Consider the following 18,802-nt stretch of genomic DNA (forward strand, 5'->3'; position numbering starts at 1 on the left):
AAATCTATGCTCGATACATCCATCTGGACGCCGCGCGTCCTTGCAGTCCTGCGCATTATCACCGCCCTGCTGTTCCTGGAACATGCAACGATGAAGTTCCTGCAGTTCCCGGCCGCGATTCCGGGCGTGCCCTATCCGCTGCCGACCATCATGCTGGTTGCCGGTGCGATCGAAGTCGTCACGTCGCTGATGATGCTCGCCGGATTTTATACCCGTGTCGCTGCCTTCATCGCGTCTGGCGAAATGGCGGCCGCTTATTTCATGGCGCATGCATCGCAGGGCTTCTGGCCGGCGCTGAATTTCGGTGAACCGGCAATCCTGTTCTGCTTCATCTTCCTTTATCTCTCGCTTGCCGGTGGTGGCGCCTGGACGCTCGATAACACACGCCGCACCGCGGCAGCGTAGGCGCCAAATATCCGCAGATCCTTTGGTTCAGTTGCCAATCATCCGCCCCGATCGGGGCGGATGGGCATCAAAAAGTCTGGAGACATGCAATGAAAGCCGCACTTCTCAAAGCCTATGGTGATGTCGATCAGTTCGAAATCGGCGATATTCCGACGCCGGTGCCCGGACCCGGCGAAGTCCTGATCAAGCTTGAGGCATCCGCCGTCAATCCATTCGATCTCATTCTCCGCCAAGGCTATATGGCCCAGTTCATACCGCTGCCGCTGCCGGCCGTCTTGGGCGGCGATGGCGCCGGCATCATTTCGCTCCTCGGCGAGGGCGTAACCGGTTTTAAGGTGGGTGACCGGGTTGTCGCCGATTTCCCGCCGAACGGCAAAGGCGCTCACGCCGAATTCGGCGTGGTCCCGGCCACATCGGTCGCCAAGCTGCCCGAAATTCTGAGCTTCGAGCAGGGGGCGGGCCTGGTCAAGGCAGGGCTGACAGGTCGGCAAACGGTCGACGCTCTCGGTGTCAAGGCCGGTGATCGTGTGCTGATCTCCGGCGGGCTCGGTTCCGTGGGCCGTGCAGCCATCCAGTATCTCAAGCAGATCGGCGCCAAACCGGTGGCGGGCGTTCGGCCCGAACGGCTGGACGAAGCGCGCACGCTTGCCGGTGAAGCGCTGGATATCACGGTGCCGGCAGCCAGCCCCGACTTCGATTACGCGATCAGCGCTGCGAATGCGGTGGCGGGCAATCTCATCGGGCATGTCCGGGACGGCGGCAAGATCGCCAGCATCGTTCAAGTTCCCGAGGGCGCGAATGCCGGCAACCGCGTGACGATCCAGGAACTCTACCATCGCACCGACGCCGCCACGCTGGACGCTGTGCTGAGGGATGCCGCTCAGGGAGAGCTGGTCATTCCGATTTCCAGCACCTTCGCCTTGTCGGAGATCGGCAAGGCGCAGAACGCGCTTGCTGCGGGCGCCCAGGGTAAGGTCGTGCTGAAGCACTGACAACAGGGCTCCGGCTCGCGCATATCACAGCACAAGCCCACTCTGTACGGCTTGTGCTGTTGCGTTTCAGCTTGTCGATGTGGTGGACATCGCGCGGTCACGTGGTTGATCGCTGGATTTGCCGTCTCGAAGTGACGATCCCGATTGCGTCGGCGGACTTCATGCGCCATTTGCTCATCCGGAGGACTTTTCCGGCGGAGACCATGCGTGGCGGACATAGAGGAACGTGAACATTGGATCGAGAGCTCGGGTGGAAGGCTCTTTGCCAAATCATGGACGCCGTGCGATCTGACGTCGACATGCCCCTTGATCCTGCTTCATGATTCACTCGGCTCGGTCGCCCTCTGGAGGGATTTCCCAAAACGTCTTGCGGATACTGTCGGTCGTCGCGTTATTGCCTATGATCGGCTTGGATTTGGCCGGTCTGATGTTCGCTCTGACACGCTGAAGAAGGATTTCATTCGAGCCGAGGCCGAGCAGTCACTACCGCTTGTCTGCCAAGCCCTGTCGGTGTCGGACTTTGTCGTTTGCGGTCACAGCGTCGGCGGTGGCATGGCCGTGGAGATCGGGGCGGCGTTTCCGGAGCGGTGTCAGGGCGTCATCACGATCGCCGCCCAGGCCTTCGTCGACGAGCGAATATGCGATGGCATCAGGATCGCCCGGCAGGAATTCGCCACCGGCGACAACATGGCGCGCCTGGCCCGATACCATGGCGACAAGGCCGAATGGGTTCTGAGGGCCTGGATCGAAACCTGGCTGGCTCCGAGTTTTGCCGACTGGAGTTTGGATTCAGCGCTGCAAAAGCTTCAATGCCCGCTCTTCGCCATTCACGGAGAACGAGACGAGTATGGCTCGGTCGCTCATGCTCTGAGAATTGCCGAGCGAGGGCGGGGGCGTTGTGAAATCCTGCCGAATGTCGGGCACACCCCTCATCGAGAATGCCCGGATCTGCTTGCTGAGGAAATACAAAACTGGCTCTCTCAATTGGGCTAGCAGAGCTTCCAGTCGCGACTAAAACTGGAAGCGATAGGCGAAGTTGCGCGGGAATTGGGTTTCGCTGTGTTGGGTCTTGCAAAAATGCATGATCCCATGTCGGATTGTTCGGGCTCCGAGCGTCCTGGGTTCGTCCACACCATCAACAACTGGGATTATGACCATGCCAAGCACCATACGCCTGCACCGTGTCCTGACTGCCAGCCCTGAAAAGGTCTATCGCGCCTTCACCGAGGCCGATGCGCTCGCCAAGTGGCTGCCGCCCAACGGCTTTACCTGCACCGTGCATCATCTGGAAGCTGTCGTCGGCGGCACGCACAGAATGTCGTTCCGCAATTTCACCACCGGCGACAGTCACTCTTTCGGCGGCAACTATCTCGAGTTGGTTCCCGGCGAGCGCCTGCGCTACACCGACACATTCGATGACGCCAACCTTCCGGGTGAAATGGAGGTCACGATCACGCTCACCAAGGTTTCCTGCGGCACCGAACTCAACATCGTCCAGGCCGGCGTGCCGGACGTCATACCAGCGGAGAGCTGCTATCTCGGCTGGCAGGAGTCGCTCCGGAACCTGGCGAAGCTTGTCGAGCCTGAGATCAATCAATAGCCCTCCACCTTGGAGGCGAGCGTGGCGAGACCGGGCAACACTGAGAGCGCCACGCCTGAATCTGAGATTGGTTACTTTATTATCCGGCCGCTAATCGCGGCTCTGCAGCCAGCTGACGATGTGGGTTGCGAAGGGTCGTTCCACATGCACCCGGAGCCGCCCGGCAGCCCTCCAATAGACGAAGGCTTGCGTGCCGGCGAACATCGTCGCTGCGCTGGGACCGCCGTTGCGCGGATCGATCTGCACGGCTTCGCTGATCACGTCATCGAGATCGTCTCCCGAAAGCTCGAAGGCGTGATACATCGCCGAGACATCCGTCATGGCATAGCCGCGGGGATGCCACCCGGCGGCAACCAGTTCACTATCGGGATTCACCGCGAGAATGCGATCGCGAGCCAAGCGGAGAACCACGCGCTCATCCGTTGCCATGCCGAATGCCCCGATGCTTTCGCCGAACGGATCGAGGTTGCCGGAGACGAGATATTGCCGCAGGCCCGGGACGCTGGTCAAAGCAAGCCCGGTCGAGAACTCGATCGACGGCTTCCAATCCGGCGTCCGTGGCCAATGTTGGGAGAGATCAAGCATTGAGGCGCGCTCCTTCCGGATCGAAGGCACAGGGTTGGACAATTTTGGCCTTGCGGATTTCGCCCATGTGCCGGATGTCGATCACCTCGCCATGGCGGCTGATGCCGCGTTCGATCAGGCCCAGCGCAATCGGCCGCTTGAGATTGGGACTGGCGTAACTGGAGGTCACGTAGCCGATCGAGCGGTGTTTGCCACCGTCAAGCTCCACGCCGTGCGCGCCGGCCACCAGCATCGGTCCGCCATCGGCGACCTCCAGTCCAACGAACTGCTGCCGGTTTTCCCGCCGCGCTTCGTCCATCATCAGCGAACGCCTGCCGAGGAATTCCACCTTCTTGTTCTTGAGCGGGCCGTCGAGGCCGAGATCGGCTGGGCGGGTCAATCCGTCCGTGTCCTTGCCGACGATCACATAACCCTTCTCCGCCCTGAGCAGCAGAAGCGCTTCGGATCCGAGCAATGAGGCGTTGAAGTCGCGGCCCACAGTCCTGAGATGCCGCCACAGGCCTTCCGCCTTGTCCGACCGGATGGAGATTTCATAGGAGCGGTCACCGGTGAAGCTGACGCGGGCAACGCGGACGGGGTCGTCGCGGAACGATCCATGCGCGATCGACATATGCGGCAGCGTGGCATCGTCCAGCGGAATCCCGAGATCCGCTGATGATACCAAGTCCCGAGATTTTGGGCCGGCGACGGTCAGCGTTGCGTAATTCGTCGTCGCATTGTGGACAAAAACCTTGGTGCGGTCGAACCGATCCTGCCGCCAGTCTTCCAGCATCGAATAGACGCCGGCCACATGCGAGGACGAGCACGACACGACGAAATGATCGTCCGCCAGCCGCACCAGCACGCCGTCGTCGTAGACGACGCCGCTTTCGGTGAGGATGAAGCAATAGCGGCATTTGCCCGGCTTCAAGGTCGACACGGTGTTGTAGAAAATGAAATCAAGGAATTCGGCCGCCTGCGCTCCGATAACCTCGATCTTGCCGAGTGTCGAGCCGTCGAACAGAGCGACGGACTGACGTGCCTCGAGCGCCTCGCGGGCCATTTCCTCGTCGACGCCGCCCTTGCCGTAAAAGGCCGGCCGCAGCCAGCCGCCATATTCCTGGAAAGTCGCACCGTCGTCGCGATGGACGTTTTCCAAGGGCAGGCGCCGTATGGGGTTGAAGAGAATGCCCGAACGGCGGCCGGCGAAGCTCGCGATCGGAACCGGCGTGAAGGGCGGACGATAGGTGGTCGTGCCGACTTCGGGGATCGACCGGCCGGTGATCGTCGCCATCAGCGCCAGACCGTTAAGGTTGGAGGTCTTGCCCTGATCGGTCGCCATGCCGAGCGTGGTGTAGCGCTTGAGATGCTCGACCGAAGTGAAGTTTTCACGGGCGGCGAGTTCGACATCCTTGGCGGTGACGTCGTTCTGATAGTCGATCCAGACGCGACCCTTCTGGCCGGGCGTTGGCCAGGCGGCGGAAATGGTGTAGCTGCTTGTCGCACCGGTCGTGTCGGCGTGAATGTCCGGCAGCGGAAGCTTTCCGTTCGCCGCGCCGACGACCGAGACATTCTCCGCCAGCATTCCCGGCACGAATGTCTGCAGTGCGTCGCTGAAATCGAGCTTGCCCTTGGCCTGGCTGTGCAGATGCACGGTGGGCGTCCAGCCGCCGGACACCAAGACGGCGTCAGCCGGGAGCTGCGTGCCGTCATCGAGCACGACGCCTGTCACTTCAAGCTTACCAATGGCCTCGACCACGCGCCGGCCGGCAAGCAAGGTGACGCTCCCGGCAGCCCCGCCTGCATCCCTGCGATTGTCAATCACGGTGACCTTGGCGCCTGCCGCAGCCATGGCAGCGGCGACTTCCATTGCGGAGGAATTGTTGGTGGCGACGACGATTTGCTTGCCGACGAGGACGGCATGGTGACGCAGGAAGGCGAGGCCTGCATCCGCCGACATGATGCCCGGCAGGTCGTTGTTGGCGAAGGAGAGCGGCCGCTCAATCGCGCCGGTCGCCAGCACGATGCGCTTTGCCCGCACCCGCCAGAGCGTATCGCGCGTTCCGTCGCTGTGCCGCTGGTTGAGGCCGACCATCAGATGATCATAGATGCCGAATGCCGTCGTGCCGGTGAGAACAGTCGCTCCGGTTTCGCGAATGCGCGCAACGGTCTGTACGACCCAGTCGATCGCCGGCAAGCCGTTTATCTTCGCATCCTGATCCCGATGCCTGAGCGCGCCGCCGGCCTGCCAATGCTCGTCGACGACGATGACCGTTTCGCCATTGAGAGCAGCAGCCAGCGCCGCAGATAGCCCGGCCGGACCCATGCCGACCACAAGCACATCGACATGCGCGTTGCGTTGCGCCGCACGTTTCGGCGACGTCCATTTCTCGTCCAGCCGGCCGAGCCCTGCCATCTCGCGGATGCGGTGTTCGTAGCGGCTCCAGTCGGGGAACATGAAGGTCTTGTAGTAGAATGCCGCCGGGATGAAGCGTGAAAAGCGGTCAAAGTAGGCGAAGCGATCGCTACGCGCGCTTGGATCGTTGTTGGCGCTGCGGATCTTCAAGCCATCGACGAGGTCGACCACGGTCGCACGGTCGTTGGCCGAGCCGGAGACCGGGCCGGAAATGTCGATCAGCGCATTCGGCTCCTCGGAGCCAAAACCCCAAAGGCCGCGCGGACGGTGATATTTGAAGCTGCGGCCGACGAGCTTGATATTGTTGGCAAGCAGCGCCGAGGCGACCGTGTCGCCGGCAAAGCCCTGCACCGCCTGGCCGTCGAAGGTGAAGGTGAGAGGTTTCGAGCGGTCGATGTTGCCGCCGGTCGGGAGGCGATAGGCGGTCATGGGGTGCCTCCGGTTTTAGCAATGTTAGTTCTCAAAAAGCGGAGGTACCGTTGTTGAGGCTTTTCACCCCTCACCAACTTCGGCCAAGGGTTCACTGCGTTCACCCGGCCTTCGTATCCTCTCCCGCAAGGGGCGAGGAAAAACCTGTGGCACCGCCTTGCCCTAAGCGAGGCCGGCGATCGTGGCACCCTGCCTCTCCCCTTGCGGGAGAGGATAGCAAGTCCGCGCGAGACGAAGTCGAGGGCTTGGATGCGCTTGGTGAGGGGTGAATGCTCGTGAACGACTGACAAGCTACTAGCCTGCATCAAACCCCTCCTTCCGGCAGTAGCGCCATGGATGAAGCGACCTTGTGGGTCACGGTGTCGCGCGTCATGGAAAAGACTTCCATGCAGGTCAGGTGCTTCCAGACTTCCTTCGTCTCGCCCTTGGGATTGTTGTGGGCGAAGAGATAGCCGGACCAGGTCTCGGCGGTCACATCCATAAAGCCCTCGGGGCGGAGATTGCCGAGATCGCCAGCAAAATGGAATTCGGTTTCGGGCCGCAAGCCGCAGAAGGGGCAGGGGAATTGTTGCATCTCTTGCTCCTCAGTGCGGGATGCCGGAGCCGGCGGCTTCGTCGATCAGCCGGCCGGTGCGGAAGCGGTCGAGGTCGAACGCCTTCGACAGGTCATGGTGTTTACCGGTGGCCAGCAGATGCGCCAGCATCACGCCTCCGGCGGGGATGGCCTTGAAGCCGCCCGTGCCCCAGCCGCAGCTGAGATAGAGCCCCTTGAGCGGGCTTTCGCCGAAGATTGGCGAGGAATCGGGCGTCACGTCGCAGACGCCGCCCCATTGGCGCATCAGCTTCAGCTGGCCGAGCGACGGGAACATTTCCAAGAGACCCGAGAGAACGACCTCCAACTGCGGAAGGTTGCCGCGTTGGGCATAGGACGGCGTACGGTCGATGCCGCCACCGATGACGAATTCGCCCTTGGCCGATTGATTGACGTATGTGCCCGTTGCGGGTGCCAGCACCGTGCAGCCGAGGGCGGGCTTGACCGGCTCGGAGACGCAGGCCTGCAGCGTGTRGGAAATGATCGGCAGGCGGAAACCAGCCTTGGCAGCCATCTGCGACGTATGGCCGGCGACCGCAAGGCCGACACGGTCGGAGCGGATCTGGCCTTTCGAGGTCACCACGCCTTTGCAACGGCCATTCTCGAGGATGAAGTCAAGGACTTCGCAATTCTGGATGATGTCGACGCCCAGGCGATCGGCCGCACGTGCGTAACCCCAGGCAATGGCGTCGTGCCGGGCCGAACCCGCGCGTCCCTGCCAGACGCCACCCCAGACCTGGAAGCGGGCGCTCGGCGACAGATCGTAAAGCGGCACCAGCTTTTTGATCTCGTCGACACCGACCAGCGACGCGTCGGTGCCGTTGATCTGCATGGCGTTGACCAGGCGGGCGGCGATTTCCATCTCGCCCTTGGAATGGACCATGGTCAGCACGCCGTGCTGTGAGAACATGATGTTATAGTTGAGTTCCTTCGACAGGCCCTCGTAGAGCTTCATCGAATATTCGTAGAGTTCGGCGCTCTCGGGATAAAAGTAGTTCGACCGGATCGTGGTGGTGTTGCGGCCGGTATTGCCGCCGYCGAGCCAGCCTTTTTCGATGATGGCGATGTTGGTGATGCCGTGCATCTTGGCGAGATAATAGGCGGTCGCCAGGCCGTGCCCGCCGCCGCCGATGATGATCGCATCATAGGAGGATTTAGGCTCCGGCGAGCGCCAGGCTTTTTCCCAGCCCTTTTGTTTGTTGAGGCCTTCCTTGAGAAGGGAGAAGGCGGAGTAGTGGCGGGTCATTCTATGCCCTCAACACCTTGCCTTGGGGATCATAGGGCGACGGCTCGATGATGCGGCAGGCGCGTTCGTCACCGACGATATGCGTCTTGAGCTCCATGCCCGGCACAGCAAATTCGCGGTCGACCAGCGCCATGGCGATCGACTTGCCGATCGTATAGCCATAGCCGCCCGAGGTCACATACCCGACCAGCTTGCCGTCCTTCCAGATCGGTTCGTAGCCGGAGGCATCGGCGTCGACAGCGTCGACCTCGATCGTCACCTGCAATTGCTTGGCCGACTGCGTTTCCTTTTCCGCCACGGCCGCCTGCTTGCCGATGAAATCGGGTTTGTCGAAATCGATGAAGCGGTCGAACAGCGTCATCTGCGGCGTATAGCCTTGCGTGAATTCTCGGTTCCAGATGCCGTAGCTCTTTTCGAGACGCATGGAGAGCGAGGCGCCGAAGCCGACATCTTTCAGGCCGAGATCGGCGCCGGCCTTGAGCAGCGTCTCGCGCACTGTGCGGTGATAGGCGGCCGGGATGTTGATCTCATAGCCCATCTCGCCGGTCACCGACATGCGGCCGACCTTGGCACGCACCAGGCCGATATCGACCTCCTTGCAGGCAAGAAACTTGAAATTGGCGTTGGAGATATCGTCTTCCGCCGCCCGCTGCAGCACGTCGCGCGAGCGCGGACCGCAGAGCGAGAAGCCGACCCAGGCGTCAGAGAGGTCGGTGACCGATACGCCTTCCATCGCGAACTTCTCGAACCAGCGCATATGCCATTCGCGCAGATAGTAGGAGCCCATGATCCACCAGGTGCCGTCACCCCAGTTGAAGATGGTGAGGTCGCCCTTGAGCTTGCCGTTCGGCGCCAGCATCGGCGCGAGCACAGAGCGGCCGGGCTTTGGCAGCTTGCAGGCAAAGACGCGATCGAGCCATTCGAACGCCTTCGGACCTTTCACTTCATAGCGGGAATAGCCCGAGATATCGATAAGCCCCGCCTTCTCGCGGGTGTGCAGCACTTCGCGGCCGACGATATCGAAGGCGGTCGAGCGGCGCAGCGTGTGGTTCTCGACATAGTCCTTCGGCGCATAATAGAGCGGCACTTCCAGACCCCAGGAGACGCCCCAGCGGGCGCCGGCCTCGGTCATCTGATCGTAGGAAGGTGAAACCTTCAGCGGCCGCCCGGCCGGGAGCTGCTGGTTCGGATAGGTCATCACGAACCGGCGCGAATAGAACTGGCCGGTGGTCTCCTTGATATATTGCCGGTTGGCGGTGTGGGCGCCGTAGCGGGCGATGTCCATGCCGAAAATGTCGTCTTCCGGCTCGCCGTGGATCATCCATTCGGCCAAGGCCTTGCCGACGCCGCCGCCCTGCATGAAGCCGGCCATGACGCCGCAGGCGACCCAGTAGTTCGGCACGCCACGCACCGGACCGACCAGAGGATTGCCATCCGGCGTGAAGGTAAACGCGCCGTTGACCCAGCGACGGATGCCGGCGGTTTCGAGCACCGGATAGCGCTCGTAGGATAGCGTCAGCTCATGCTCGATGCGTTCCGGGTCTTCCTGGATCAGGTCGAAGCCGTAATCCCAGGGCGCGCCGTCCATGTTCCAGTGGCGATGCTCGAGCTCGTAGATGCCGAGCAGGATGCCCTTCTGCTCCTGGCGCAGATAGGAGAAGCCATCGAGGTCAACCATGGTCGGCAGCTCGCGCTTGAGTGCGCCGACTTCCGGGATCGCTTCAGTGACGAAATACATGTGTTCGAGCGGTGAAACCGGCAGTTCCAGTCCAGCCATGCGGCCGACCTGCTTGGCCCAGAGGCCGCCGGCATTGACGACATGCTCGGCATTGACGGTGCCCTGCTCGGTGACCACATCCCAGGACTGATCCGGCCGCTGCTTGAGATCGATGACCCGGTTCTTCTCGACGACTTGTGCGCCGCGCATGCGGGCGGCCTTGGCATAGGCGTGAACGACGGCGGAAGGATCGATATGGCCCTCGCGCTCGGCATAGAGGCCGCCGATGATACCGTCCGGCTTGACGATCGGGCAGCGCTCGAGGATTTCGTCCAGCTCGATTAGACGCACGTCATCGATGCCGGTCGACTGGAAGACACGATAAGAGGCTTTCAGCGCGTCCCAGCGGTCGGGATTGCAGGCATAGGAAATGCCGCCGGTCGTGTGCATGCCGATATTGACGCCCGATTCTTTCTCGACCTCAGAAAGCAGATCGATCGTATAGGCGTGCAGCGTCGCGACGTTCGGGTTGGAGTTCAGCGCATGGAAGCCGCCGGCCGCGTGCCAGCTCGAGCCGGAGGTCAGCACGTTGCGCTCGATCAGCAGCGTGTCGTTCCAGCCGAATTTGGCAAGATGATAAAGCGTCGCCGCTCCGACCACACCGCCACCAATGACCACGACCTTATAATGACTTTTCATCGGAAACCCCTGCATCCCTTTCGCGGGCTATTTGTATAGACATAATCCGTTTGGCGCCAGCGCAAATCGCGACATTTCAGTACATCAAATGTGCGAAAAATGGATCGTCGGCAAGCTGCGGCGCGGCAAAGTCGGAGCGGTCCGTGTCGTCCCTAGCTTTCGGCCTCGGCACCGCCTGCGGCAGTCCCGTGCGCGATATATTCCTCCAGGACGGCGTCGATCTCGTCGGCACGCTCTATCGGCTTGTGGTCGGCGACCGTTCGCTTCCAGATTTCGTTGGCGCGTCGCGTCGCGTCCTTGGCGCCGGCCTCGGCCCAGTTGCCGAAATTCGAGAGGTCGGCGACCAGGGGCTGGTAGAACGCGGTTCTGTAGCGGTCCATGGTGTGCTGGGTGGAGAAGAAGTGGCCTCCCGGCTGGACATCCGCGATTGCGTCATATCCGATCTCGTCGATGCTTCCCGAGGTGGGCACGAAGAGTTCGGCGAATGTCTGCAGGGCCTCCAGGTCGGTTATCAGCTTCTCGTAGGACACGGACAGGCCGCCCTCGAGCCAGCCTGCAGCATGGATGCAGATGGTCGCTCCCGCTAGCACCGAGCCCCAGAGTGCAAACTGTGTCTCATGCGCCGCCTGGCTGTCGTTGGTGTTTGAAGCCGAGCCGCCGCCCGAGCGCCACGGCAAGCCGACATGCCGGGCAAGCTGTCCTGCACCGAGCGTTGCCTTGACATGCTCCGGTGTGCCGAAGGCGGGCGCGCCGGACTTCATGTCGACATTGGACGAAAAGCTTCCGTAGACGACAGGCGCGCCCCGGTTGACGATTTGCGACAGCGTGATGCCCGCGAGCGCTTCGGCATGCTGAAGCGCCAGGGCGCCTGCGACGCTGATCGGCGCCATCGCGCCCGCTAGGCAGAAAGGCGTGATGATCGAGATCTGCCCAAATCGCGCGAAGTCGATAATGCCCCTTGCCATCGGGATGTCGAGCTGCCGCGGGGAATTGGTATTGATGACGGTGTAGCTGTGGGGTGTGGCCATGAACGCGGCGTCGTCGACGCCGCGCGCCAGCTTCAACATCTCGAACGATTGCTCCACCTGCCGCGTTCCGCGCGCATAGACGAACGGAAACTTGTCCGATTTCGTCAGCTGGACACGGGCGACAGCGTAATGCCTGAAACGGACGTCGACGTCCTGGGCTTCGACATAGGGACCTTGGGCATGCAGCACATCGAAACTCTGGACGATCTTCGTCAGATTTTCGAAATCGGCCAATGTGCCTGCGCGCCGTCCCCTGTCGATGTCGGTGACATTGGGCGCTCCGCAACCGGCAAGAAACATCATCGTGCCAAGCTCGAAAATTTGATCTCTTTCCGGCGCGCCAGCCTTGGCCTGGAAGCTCTTCGGGGCCGCGGCGAGGGCGCTTTCGACAATGTCGCGCCCGATGCGAACCATCTGCGTGCTCTCGTCGACGAGTGCGCCGGCGGCCGCATAGCGAGCACGGGCGTCCGGCAGGAGCACCTTGATGCCCAGGTTCTCGATCACCCTGAGCGCGGTCTCATGGATATTGGCGATCTCGTCGTCCGAGAAGATTGTTTGAGGAGCAAAGGTGTTCCTCAGCCTATTGTAGTTCGTATGACGCTCCGCGGACGATGAGCTGGAAGCCCCTCTCCGTCTGTCTCTCCTCGCAGTCCTGGCGCTGTCGTCCATCGGAGCCTCCTCTTATTGACTTGACGCCTGCTTAACATTTTCTGTACAATGATGTCTATAGAAAATTTCGCTGCTGGCGGCTGGGAGGCGTCCATGATTCCGGCCGCAGTCAGCGTTCGGTGGGAACCGCGTTGCAAAACGATCTGCGATACGGGACATTGGTCCGGCGGACGAATCCGGCAAAACACGAGCGACAAGAGACCAGCATGGTGACACCGGTGGTACCGACGACGAAGCAGGCCAATGAGGAGGTCGATGAAAACGCGGCTGGCGGTAAATCAACCAAGGCGGATTGGCTGAGCCTCGCCATAGAGGCGCTGGTGAACGAGGGAATCGACCAGGTCAAGGTGCAGGTCATGGCAAAGAAGCTCGGTGTTTCCCGGTCGAGTTTCTATTGGTTCTTCGACAGTATCCAGGACCTGCAGGACCAGCTTCTGTCCCATTGGCTTGAGCGCAATACGGGTCCGATCATCGAGCGAACCATGCGGCCCGCTGCCACGGTCACGAAGGCGATCTGCAACGTCTTCGAATGCTGGGTTGACCCCAAGCTTTTCGATCCCAACCTGGACATCGCGGTGAGGTTCTGGGGCCGCCGTGACCCCAAGGTTCGTTCCATCGTTGGGCAGGCAGACGACCAGCGCGTGGAAGCCTTGTCCAAGATGTTCAAGCGCTATGGATACGAAGACGAGGATGCCTTCATCCGCGCGCGAATCCTGTATTTCACCCAGATCGGTCACTATACGCTCGAAGTGCAGGAAACGCAGGCAATCCGCCTTACGCATGTCAGGTCCTACCTGCGCGGTTTCTCAGGCGTGGAGCCCGAGGCCGAAGAGATCGAAAGACTTGAGAAGTTCGTGCATCTTTACGGCAAATGAGGTCGGCAGCCGACTGGCTGCCGTGTCGTCGCAGTCAAAAATCGCCCGATTTCTATACACTTCTGTCTATTTATCCGTGCGCAATGCAGCCAGCTGCGGCAGCTCGATCGAGTGACGGACGGCTGCTTTCGTCATTCGCCGGCAAATGCCTGTGCGAGCGGATGGGCGGGATCGCAAAGACCTTCTATGACATCGAAATGATGACGCCCGGGATCGGCGACAAGCCGGGCATTCTGGCCCTTCCGACCCCAGGCTTCGACGAGCAGTGCCGATTGCCTGAGAAATTCGGGGCGCTCGCGGGCGCCGACCCAGGCAATCACTTCGGAAATGGGCCTTGGGGTTCTGAGGGCGGCGCTTTCGGCAACGGCTTCCTCCGCGTCGAGACCGAGCTGCTCGTTCATCGAATGCAGCTGCAGCGGACGAAGATCATGCAGTCCGCTGATGCTCACGACGCGTTCCACCCGGTTCGCGATTGAGCTTGGCAAAGGGCTGTCGTCGCAGATCATGCGGCTGACCAGATGTCCACCGGCGGAATGCCCCGCCAAGCGAACCGGCCCGTCGACGAGCTCGGCGGCGCGTGTCACCGCCGTGCCGACGGCACGCGTCATCTGGTGTATCCTCGCGCCTGGCGCAAGCGGATAGCTCGGCATGGCGACAGCCCAGCCCAGTGCGAGCGCGCCGCCCGCCAGATGCGACCAGCTCGATTTGTCGAAATCCAGCCAGTAGCCCCCGTGCACGAACACGGCCAGGCCTCTGGGGACACTGGCAGGGCGAAAGAGATCGAAACGCTCACGCGGGCCATCGCCATATGCAATGTCCAGTTCGCACGAGGCCTGCTTTCGAAAAGTGTCAGCCAGTGCAGTCCACCTTTCCGGAAACGCCATGCCGCCCGCGATATAGGCGGCGTTGGCAAAAGCGTCTTCCCAGTCGATTCCGTGGATTTCCGTCATCTCGTCACTCCAATCCGAGGGCAAGTCGTGATGCGTCGGCATCACGCCGTTGGCAAGAGGGCTGTGCCGTGGCGCGAAGCTGATTTCCCGCAAGCAAAGCATCAGGCTCCTCCATCCGCCAGATAGTTTAAACCTATAAATTTCAAACCTACATATTTCAAGCTTGAAATAGTTTCGACGCTCGAATATTATCGGCCGCAGATCAACCGCTACGCCTTCGGTCCGCGTGCGCCCATGTTTTCGCGCGTGCCGCCATGAGCGAGCGATGAGCCTTGGAAACCGGGCGCATGATCCGCGCCTTTGTTCCGATGGAGGAAAGCCATGAAAGCCCGACCGCAGATCGAACACAGTTCGATACCCCTCTCCAAGAAGAGGCTGAAGCTGTGGCTACGGCTGCTGAAGGCGACCCGCTATGTCGAGGACGAACTTCGGAGGCGCTTGCGTAACGATGTTTCTTCGACGCTGCCCAGATTCGACGTGATGTCGGCGCTTGCGCGGTCGCCGCAAGGCCTCAGGATGAACGAAATCTCGAAAATGCTGCGCGTCTCCAACGGCAATGTCACCGGCATCGTCGACAAGCTTGCGGAAGAGGGCCTGGTGCTGCGCGTCACGCCGCCCAATGACCGGCGGGCGCTGATCGTCCGCCTGACGACCAAGGGCCAGGAGGAGTTCGTCCGCAACGCCGCGGCGCACGAGGCCTGGATAGACGAGATTTTTGCCCGCCTGAACGAGGACGACGTCGATGGCATGATCCTGCGGCTCGACCATCTGACCGACAAGCTCGAGGAGCGTGAGGAAGCCTTAGGCGCGACCGAGGACTGATCGGCGGCAGCGCATAAGGCGAGGTGTTCAAGGTTTGCGACCACCGCCATGGGCGGCTCGGTTCAATTAAGAGGAGGGTAATGGGATGTTAAAACCATCGGCGCACGAGGATATCTTTGCCCGGGAAAACCTGCCGCTGCCAGAGAGCTGGCCGGATCTTCTGCTGGACGGCTACGACTATCCCGACAGGCTCAATGTGGGCGTCGAACTGACCGATGCCATGGTCGCGCGCGGTTTTGGCGACCACACCGCCTTGATCGGGCAAGGTCGCCGGCGCACCTACAAGGAATTGGCGGACTGGACCAACCGCCTGGCGAATGCGCTGGTCGAGGATTTCGGCGTCAGGCCCGGCAACAGGGTGATGATCCGCTCGGCAAACAATCCGGCCATGGTCGCCTGCTGGCTCGCAGCGACCAAGGCCGGCGCCGTCGTCGTCAACACCATGCCGATGCTGCGTGCGGGCGAACTGGCCAAATATGTCGACAAGGCTGAGATCAGCCATGCGCTCTGCGATACGCGCCTGCTCGATGAACTGCAAACCTGCGCCAAGACCAGCGCCTACCTGAAGACGGTGGTCGGTTTCGACGGCACCTGGAACCACGACGCCGAACTCGACCGACTGGCGCTGGAAAAACCCGTCACCTTCCACGCTGTGCCGACGTCTCAGGACGATGTCGCGCTGATCGGCTTCACCTCTGGGTCCACCGGCGACCCGAAGGCCACCATGCACTTCCATCGGGATCTGCTCATCATTGCGGACGGATATGCGCGAGAAGTGCTTGGTGTCACTTCCGATGATGTGTTTGTCGGTTCGCCACCGCTGGCATTCACCTTCGGCCTGGGCGGTCTGGCCGTGTTTCCGCTGCGTTTCGGCGCCGCGGCGACTCTTCTCGAAACTGCTTCGCCGCCGAACATGGTCGACATCATCCAGAAATATCACGCCACTGTCTGCTTCACCGCCCCGACCGCCTATCGGGCAATGATGCGCGCTATGGATGGTGGTGCAGACCTCTCCTCCCTGCGAGCTGCGGTCTCGGCCGGCGAAACGCTTCCGGGTCCGATTTATGACGAATGGATGGCCAAGACCGGAAAGCCGATGCTCGACGGCATCGGCTCGACCGAATTGCTGCACATCTTCATCACCAACCGGTTCGACGACCATAAGCCCGCATGCACCGGCAAGCCCGTAGGCGGATACGAGGTGAAGGTCCTCGGCGCGGATGGCGAGGAAGCGCCTGCCGGCACGCCCGGCCGCCTCGCCGTGCGCGGCCCGACAGGCTGCCGGTATCTGCGGGGAGAAAGGCAGGGCGAATATGTCCAGAATGGTTGGAACATCACCGGCGACACATTCATCCGCGACGAGCAGGGCTATTTCCATTTCGCCGCCCGCAACGACGACATGATCATCTCGGCGGGCTACAATATCGCAGGACCGGAAGTCGAGGCGGCGTTGCTGTCGCACAGGAGCGTCGCGGAATGCGCCGTGACCGGTGCGCCTGACGAGGAGCGCGGTCATATCGTCAAGGCGCATGTCGTGTTGAAGCCCGGCTTCGCGCCCGGCCCGGAGCTCGCCAAGGATATTCAGGACCACGTCAAGGCGACGATCGCGCCCTACAAATATCCCCGAGCGCTGGTTTTCGTCGACGCGCTGCCCAAGACGGAAACAGGGAAAATTCAGCGCTTCAAGCTCAGGAGCAACTGATGTCCAACCAACCCTATAATCCCGCCGCCGAAGGGGCGAAGATGAAATTCGCCGACGCCATGTCCTATGGCGACTATCTGCATCTCGATGGCATTCTCAGCCAGCAGCATCCGCTGAGCACTGCGCATGACGAACTGCTGTTCATCATCCAGCATCAAACCAGCGAACTCTGGATGAAGCTTGCCATCCATGAACTCAGCGGCGCACGCAAGGCCCTCAAGGCTGGCGAGATTCCGGCGATGTTCAAGATGCTGGCGCGGGTTTCGAGAATATTCGAGCAGTTGAACAGCGCGTGGGACGTGCTCAGAACCATGACGCCGGCGGATTATACGAAATTCCGCGAGGCACTCGGTCCATCGTCCGGCTTCCAGTCCTACCAGTACCGGATGATCGAATACGTGCTCGGAAACCGCAATCCCAACATGCTGGGACCGCACCAGCATGTGCCCGAGGTCCACAAGGCACTGTCCGAAGAACTGGATCGGCCGAGTTTTTACGACGAAGTCATCGCCCATCTCTACCGGGAACTCGAAGGTTCGGACAAGGGTGCGCCGCCGCCGCAACTGCGCTCGCCGCATGCGCCTGTCGCCGAGGTGCAGGCCCGCTGGAAGATCGTCTACGAGAATGTCGAGCGCTATTGGCCCCTCTACGAACTGGCAGAAAAACTTGTTGATCTCGAGGATTATTTCCGTCGCTGGCGGTTCAATCATGTGACCACGGTGGAACGGATCATCGGCTTCAAACGAGGAACCGGTGGCACCGCGGGCGTTCAATATCTGCAGAAAATGTTGAGCGTCGAACTATTTCCCGAACTTTGGCGACTGCGTGGAGAGCTATGAGCGTGAGCAAGAACCAACTTCCGAAGAAAGAGCTTTTCGAACTGCCGGAAGGCGTGATTTATCTCGACGGCAATTCCCTCGGGCCGTTGCCGAACGGCGCGGTCGATCGTGCCAGCAAGACGATAACGCAGGAATGGGGCGCCCAGCTGATCCGGGCGTGGAATTCCGCCGGATGGATATCGCTGCCGCAGCGCGTCGGCGACAGGATCGGCCGGTTGATCGGAGCGCCCGCAGGCACGGTCGCCACTGGCGACACGCTGTCCATCAAGGTCTACCAGGCACTGGCGGCGGCGCTGAAAATGCGGCTGGATAGAAAAGTCATCCTGTCGGACAACGGAAACTTTCCGTCCGACCTCTACATGGTCCAGGGATTGATTGACACAATCGGCGGAGGCTACCAGCTCCGGACGCCAGCGCCGGAAGATGTCGCCGACGCGATCGACGAGACGGTCGCCGTGGTCCTCCTCACCCAGGTCGATTACCGTTCCGGTCGGGTTCACGACATGGCGGAAATTACACGCAAGGCGCATCAAGCTGGCGCCGTGATGATCTGGGACCTGGCGCACAGCGCCGGCGCTTTGCCGGTCGACATGCAGGGCTCCAACGCCGAGTTCGCCGTCGGCTGCACCTATAAGTATCTGAATGGTGGTCCTGGTGCTCCGGCTTTCATCTATGTGCGACCCGACGTTATTTCCGACGTCCGGCCCGCCCTCGCTGGCTGGATGGGGCATGAAGCGCCGTTCGCGATGGAACTCGGCTATCGTCCGGCAATGTCGACGGAACGGCTCCGGGTCGGCACGCCGCCGATCATCCAGCTTTCCGTACTCGATGTTGCGCTGGATGTCTGGGAGGGTGTCGACATGCGAGACATCCGCGATGCGTCGATCGAGCTCTCCGAGCTCTTCATCGCCGAGGTGGAGGCGCGATGCCCGCAATTGACGCTCGCTTCGCCGCGCGACCCTGAGCGGCGGGGCTCCCAAGTGTCGTTTTCGTTCGACAATGGCTACGCGGCAATGCAGGCGCTCATCGATCGCGGCGTCATCGGCGATTTCCGTGCGCCCGATATCATGAGATTCGGCTTCACCCCGCTTTATCTCGACAAGGACGATGTCCGGAAAGCCGCGGCCATCGTGGAGGACGTCATCTCCAGCGGGATATGGCGTGCGCCGAAATACAATGTCAGGTCCAGAGTGACCTGAGCCGGCAATGGCGCGTGCCGGTCGAGGCGCTTGGCTCTGACAAGCGTCTCGTCAATTG

16 protein-coding genes are annotated in these 18,802 nt (G+C 61.4%); 9 read left to right on the top strand and 7 right to left on the bottom strand.

Annotated features, from left to right (window positions below):
• Window positions 1-6 precede the first annotated feature (6 nt).
• The 4 genes from AC1DYF_RS03400 to AC1DYF_RS03415 all read left to right on the top strand — a co-directional run bounded on the left by AC1DYF_RS03400 (window position 7) and on the right by AC1DYF_RS03415 (window position 2,997).
• Entirely contained in the window at window positions 7-405 is a 399-nt protein-coding gene (locus tag AC1DYF_RS03400; protein ID WP_477875247.1) for a DoxX family protein, read from the top strand.
• A gap of 89 nt (window positions 406-494) precedes the next feature.
• A complete protein-coding gene (locus tag AC1DYF_RS03405; protein WP_477875249.1) occupies window positions 495-1,397 on the top strand; it encodes an NADP-dependent oxidoreductase in 903 nt (300 codons plus the stop codon).
• Window positions 1,398-1,604: 207 nt separating this feature from the next.
• Complete coding sequence (locus AC1DYF_RS03410) at window positions 1,605-2,390, top strand: alpha/beta fold hydrolase (protein WP_477875251.1); 786 nt, start codon at window positions 1,605-1,607, stop codon at window positions 2,388-2,390.
• A gap of 163 nt (window positions 2,391-2,553) precedes the next feature.
• Complete coding sequence (locus tag AC1DYF_RS03415; protein ID WP_477875253.1) at window positions 2,554-2,997, top strand: SRPBCC family protein; 444 nt, start codon at window positions 2,554-2,556, stop codon at window positions 2,995-2,997.
• 90 nt (window positions 2,998-3,087) lie between these two features.
• On the opposite strand, the gene AC1DYF_RS03420 is transcribed toward AC1DYF_RS03415, so the two are convergent.
• From AC1DYF_RS03420 to AC1DYF_RS03445, 6 genes are all read right to left on the bottom strand, one after another.
• Window positions 3,088-3,582, bottom strand: coding sequence for a hypothetical protein (locus AC1DYF_RS03420; RefSeq protein ID WP_477875255.1), 495 nt, complete (start codon window positions 3,580-3,582; stop codon window positions 3,088-3,090).
• The gene (locus AC1DYF_RS03425) at window positions 3,575-6,406 is read right to left on the bottom strand and encodes a 2Fe-2S iron-sulfur cluster-binding protein (protein WP_477875257.1); all 2,832 of its coding nucleotides are present in this window, start codon (window positions 6,404-6,406) and stop codon (window positions 3,575-3,577) included. The genes AC1DYF_RS03420 and AC1DYF_RS03425 overlap by 8 nt, the downstream gene beginning before the upstream one ends.
• Window positions 6,407-6,710: 304 nt before the next feature.
• Window positions 6,711-6,980, bottom strand: coding sequence for a sarcosine oxidase subunit delta (locus AC1DYF_RS03430; RefSeq protein WP_477875259.1), 270 nt, complete (start codon window positions 6,978-6,980; stop codon window positions 6,711-6,713).
• Window positions 6,981-6,990: 10 nt separating this feature from the next.
• The gene (locus tag AC1DYF_RS03435) at window positions 6,991-8,244 is read right to left on the bottom strand and encodes a sarcosine oxidase subunit beta family protein (protein WP_477875261.1); all 1,254 of its coding nucleotides are present in this window, start codon (window positions 8,242-8,244) and stop codon (window positions 6,991-6,993) included.
• A 1-nt stretch (window position 8,245) separates the two neighbouring features.
• Window positions 8,246-10,660 (bottom strand): GcvT family protein, encoded by a 2,415-nt coding sequence (locus AC1DYF_RS03440; protein ID WP_477875263.1) that lies wholly within the window; start codon window positions 10,658-10,660, stop codon window positions 8,246-8,248.
• A gap of 152 nt (window positions 10,661-10,812) precedes the next feature.
• A complete protein-coding gene (locus AC1DYF_RS03445) occupies window positions 10,813-12,357 on the bottom strand; it encodes a trimethylamine methyltransferase family protein (protein WP_477875265.1) in 1,545 nt (514 codons plus the stop codon).
• Between the two features lie 206 nt (window positions 12,358-12,563).
• Here AC1DYF_RS03445 and AC1DYF_RS03450 point away from each other — a divergent pair, with 206 nt between their 5' ends.
• Window positions 12,564-13,232, top strand: a complete 669-nt coding sequence (locus tag AC1DYF_RS03450) for a TetR/AcrR family transcriptional regulator (protein WP_477875267.1) — start codon at window positions 12,564-12,566, stop codon at window positions 13,230-13,232.
• A gap of 131 nt (window positions 13,233-13,363) precedes the next feature.
• On the opposite strand, the gene AC1DYF_RS03455 is transcribed toward AC1DYF_RS03450, so the two are convergent.
• The gene (locus AC1DYF_RS03455) at window positions 13,364-14,182 is read right to left on the bottom strand and encodes an alpha/beta hydrolase (RefSeq protein ID WP_477875269.1); all 819 of its coding nucleotides are present in this window, start codon (window positions 14,180-14,182) and stop codon (window positions 13,364-13,366) included.
• Between the two features lie 321 nt (window positions 14,183-14,503).
• Here AC1DYF_RS03455 and AC1DYF_RS03460 point away from each other — a divergent pair, with 321 nt between their 5' ends.
• The 4 genes from AC1DYF_RS03460 to kynU all read left to right on the top strand — a co-directional run bounded on the left by AC1DYF_RS03460 (window position 14,504) and on the right by kynU (window position 18,744).
• On the top strand, window positions 14,504-15,004 hold the full coding sequence (locus AC1DYF_RS03460) for a MarR family winged helix-turn-helix transcriptional regulator (protein WP_477875271.1): 501 nt from the start codon (window positions 14,504-14,506) through the stop codon (window positions 15,002-15,004).
• A gap of 85 nt (window positions 15,005-15,089) precedes the next feature.
• A complete protein-coding gene (locus AC1DYF_RS03465) occupies window positions 15,090-16,706 on the top strand; it encodes an AMP-binding protein (RefSeq protein ID WP_477875273.1) in 1,617 nt (538 codons plus the stop codon).
• The gene (locus tag AC1DYF_RS03470) at window positions 16,706-17,545 is read left to right on the top strand and encodes a tryptophan 2,3-dioxygenase (RefSeq protein WP_477875275.1); all 840 of its coding nucleotides are present in this window, start codon (window positions 16,706-16,708) and stop codon (window positions 17,543-17,545) included. The genes AC1DYF_RS03465 and AC1DYF_RS03470 overlap by 1 nt, the downstream gene beginning before the upstream one ends.
• Window positions 17,542-18,744: a kynureninase gene (gene kynU, locus AC1DYF_RS03475; RefSeq protein WP_477875277.1), complete on the top strand. Its 1,203-nt coding sequence runs from the start codon at window positions 17,542-17,544 to the stop codon at window positions 18,742-18,744. The genes AC1DYF_RS03470 and kynU overlap by 4 nt, the downstream gene beginning before the upstream one ends.
• Window positions 18,745-18,802: the final 58 nt, after the last annotated feature.

It is taken from the genome of Rhizobium sp. P2_G9, assembly GCF_056403475.1.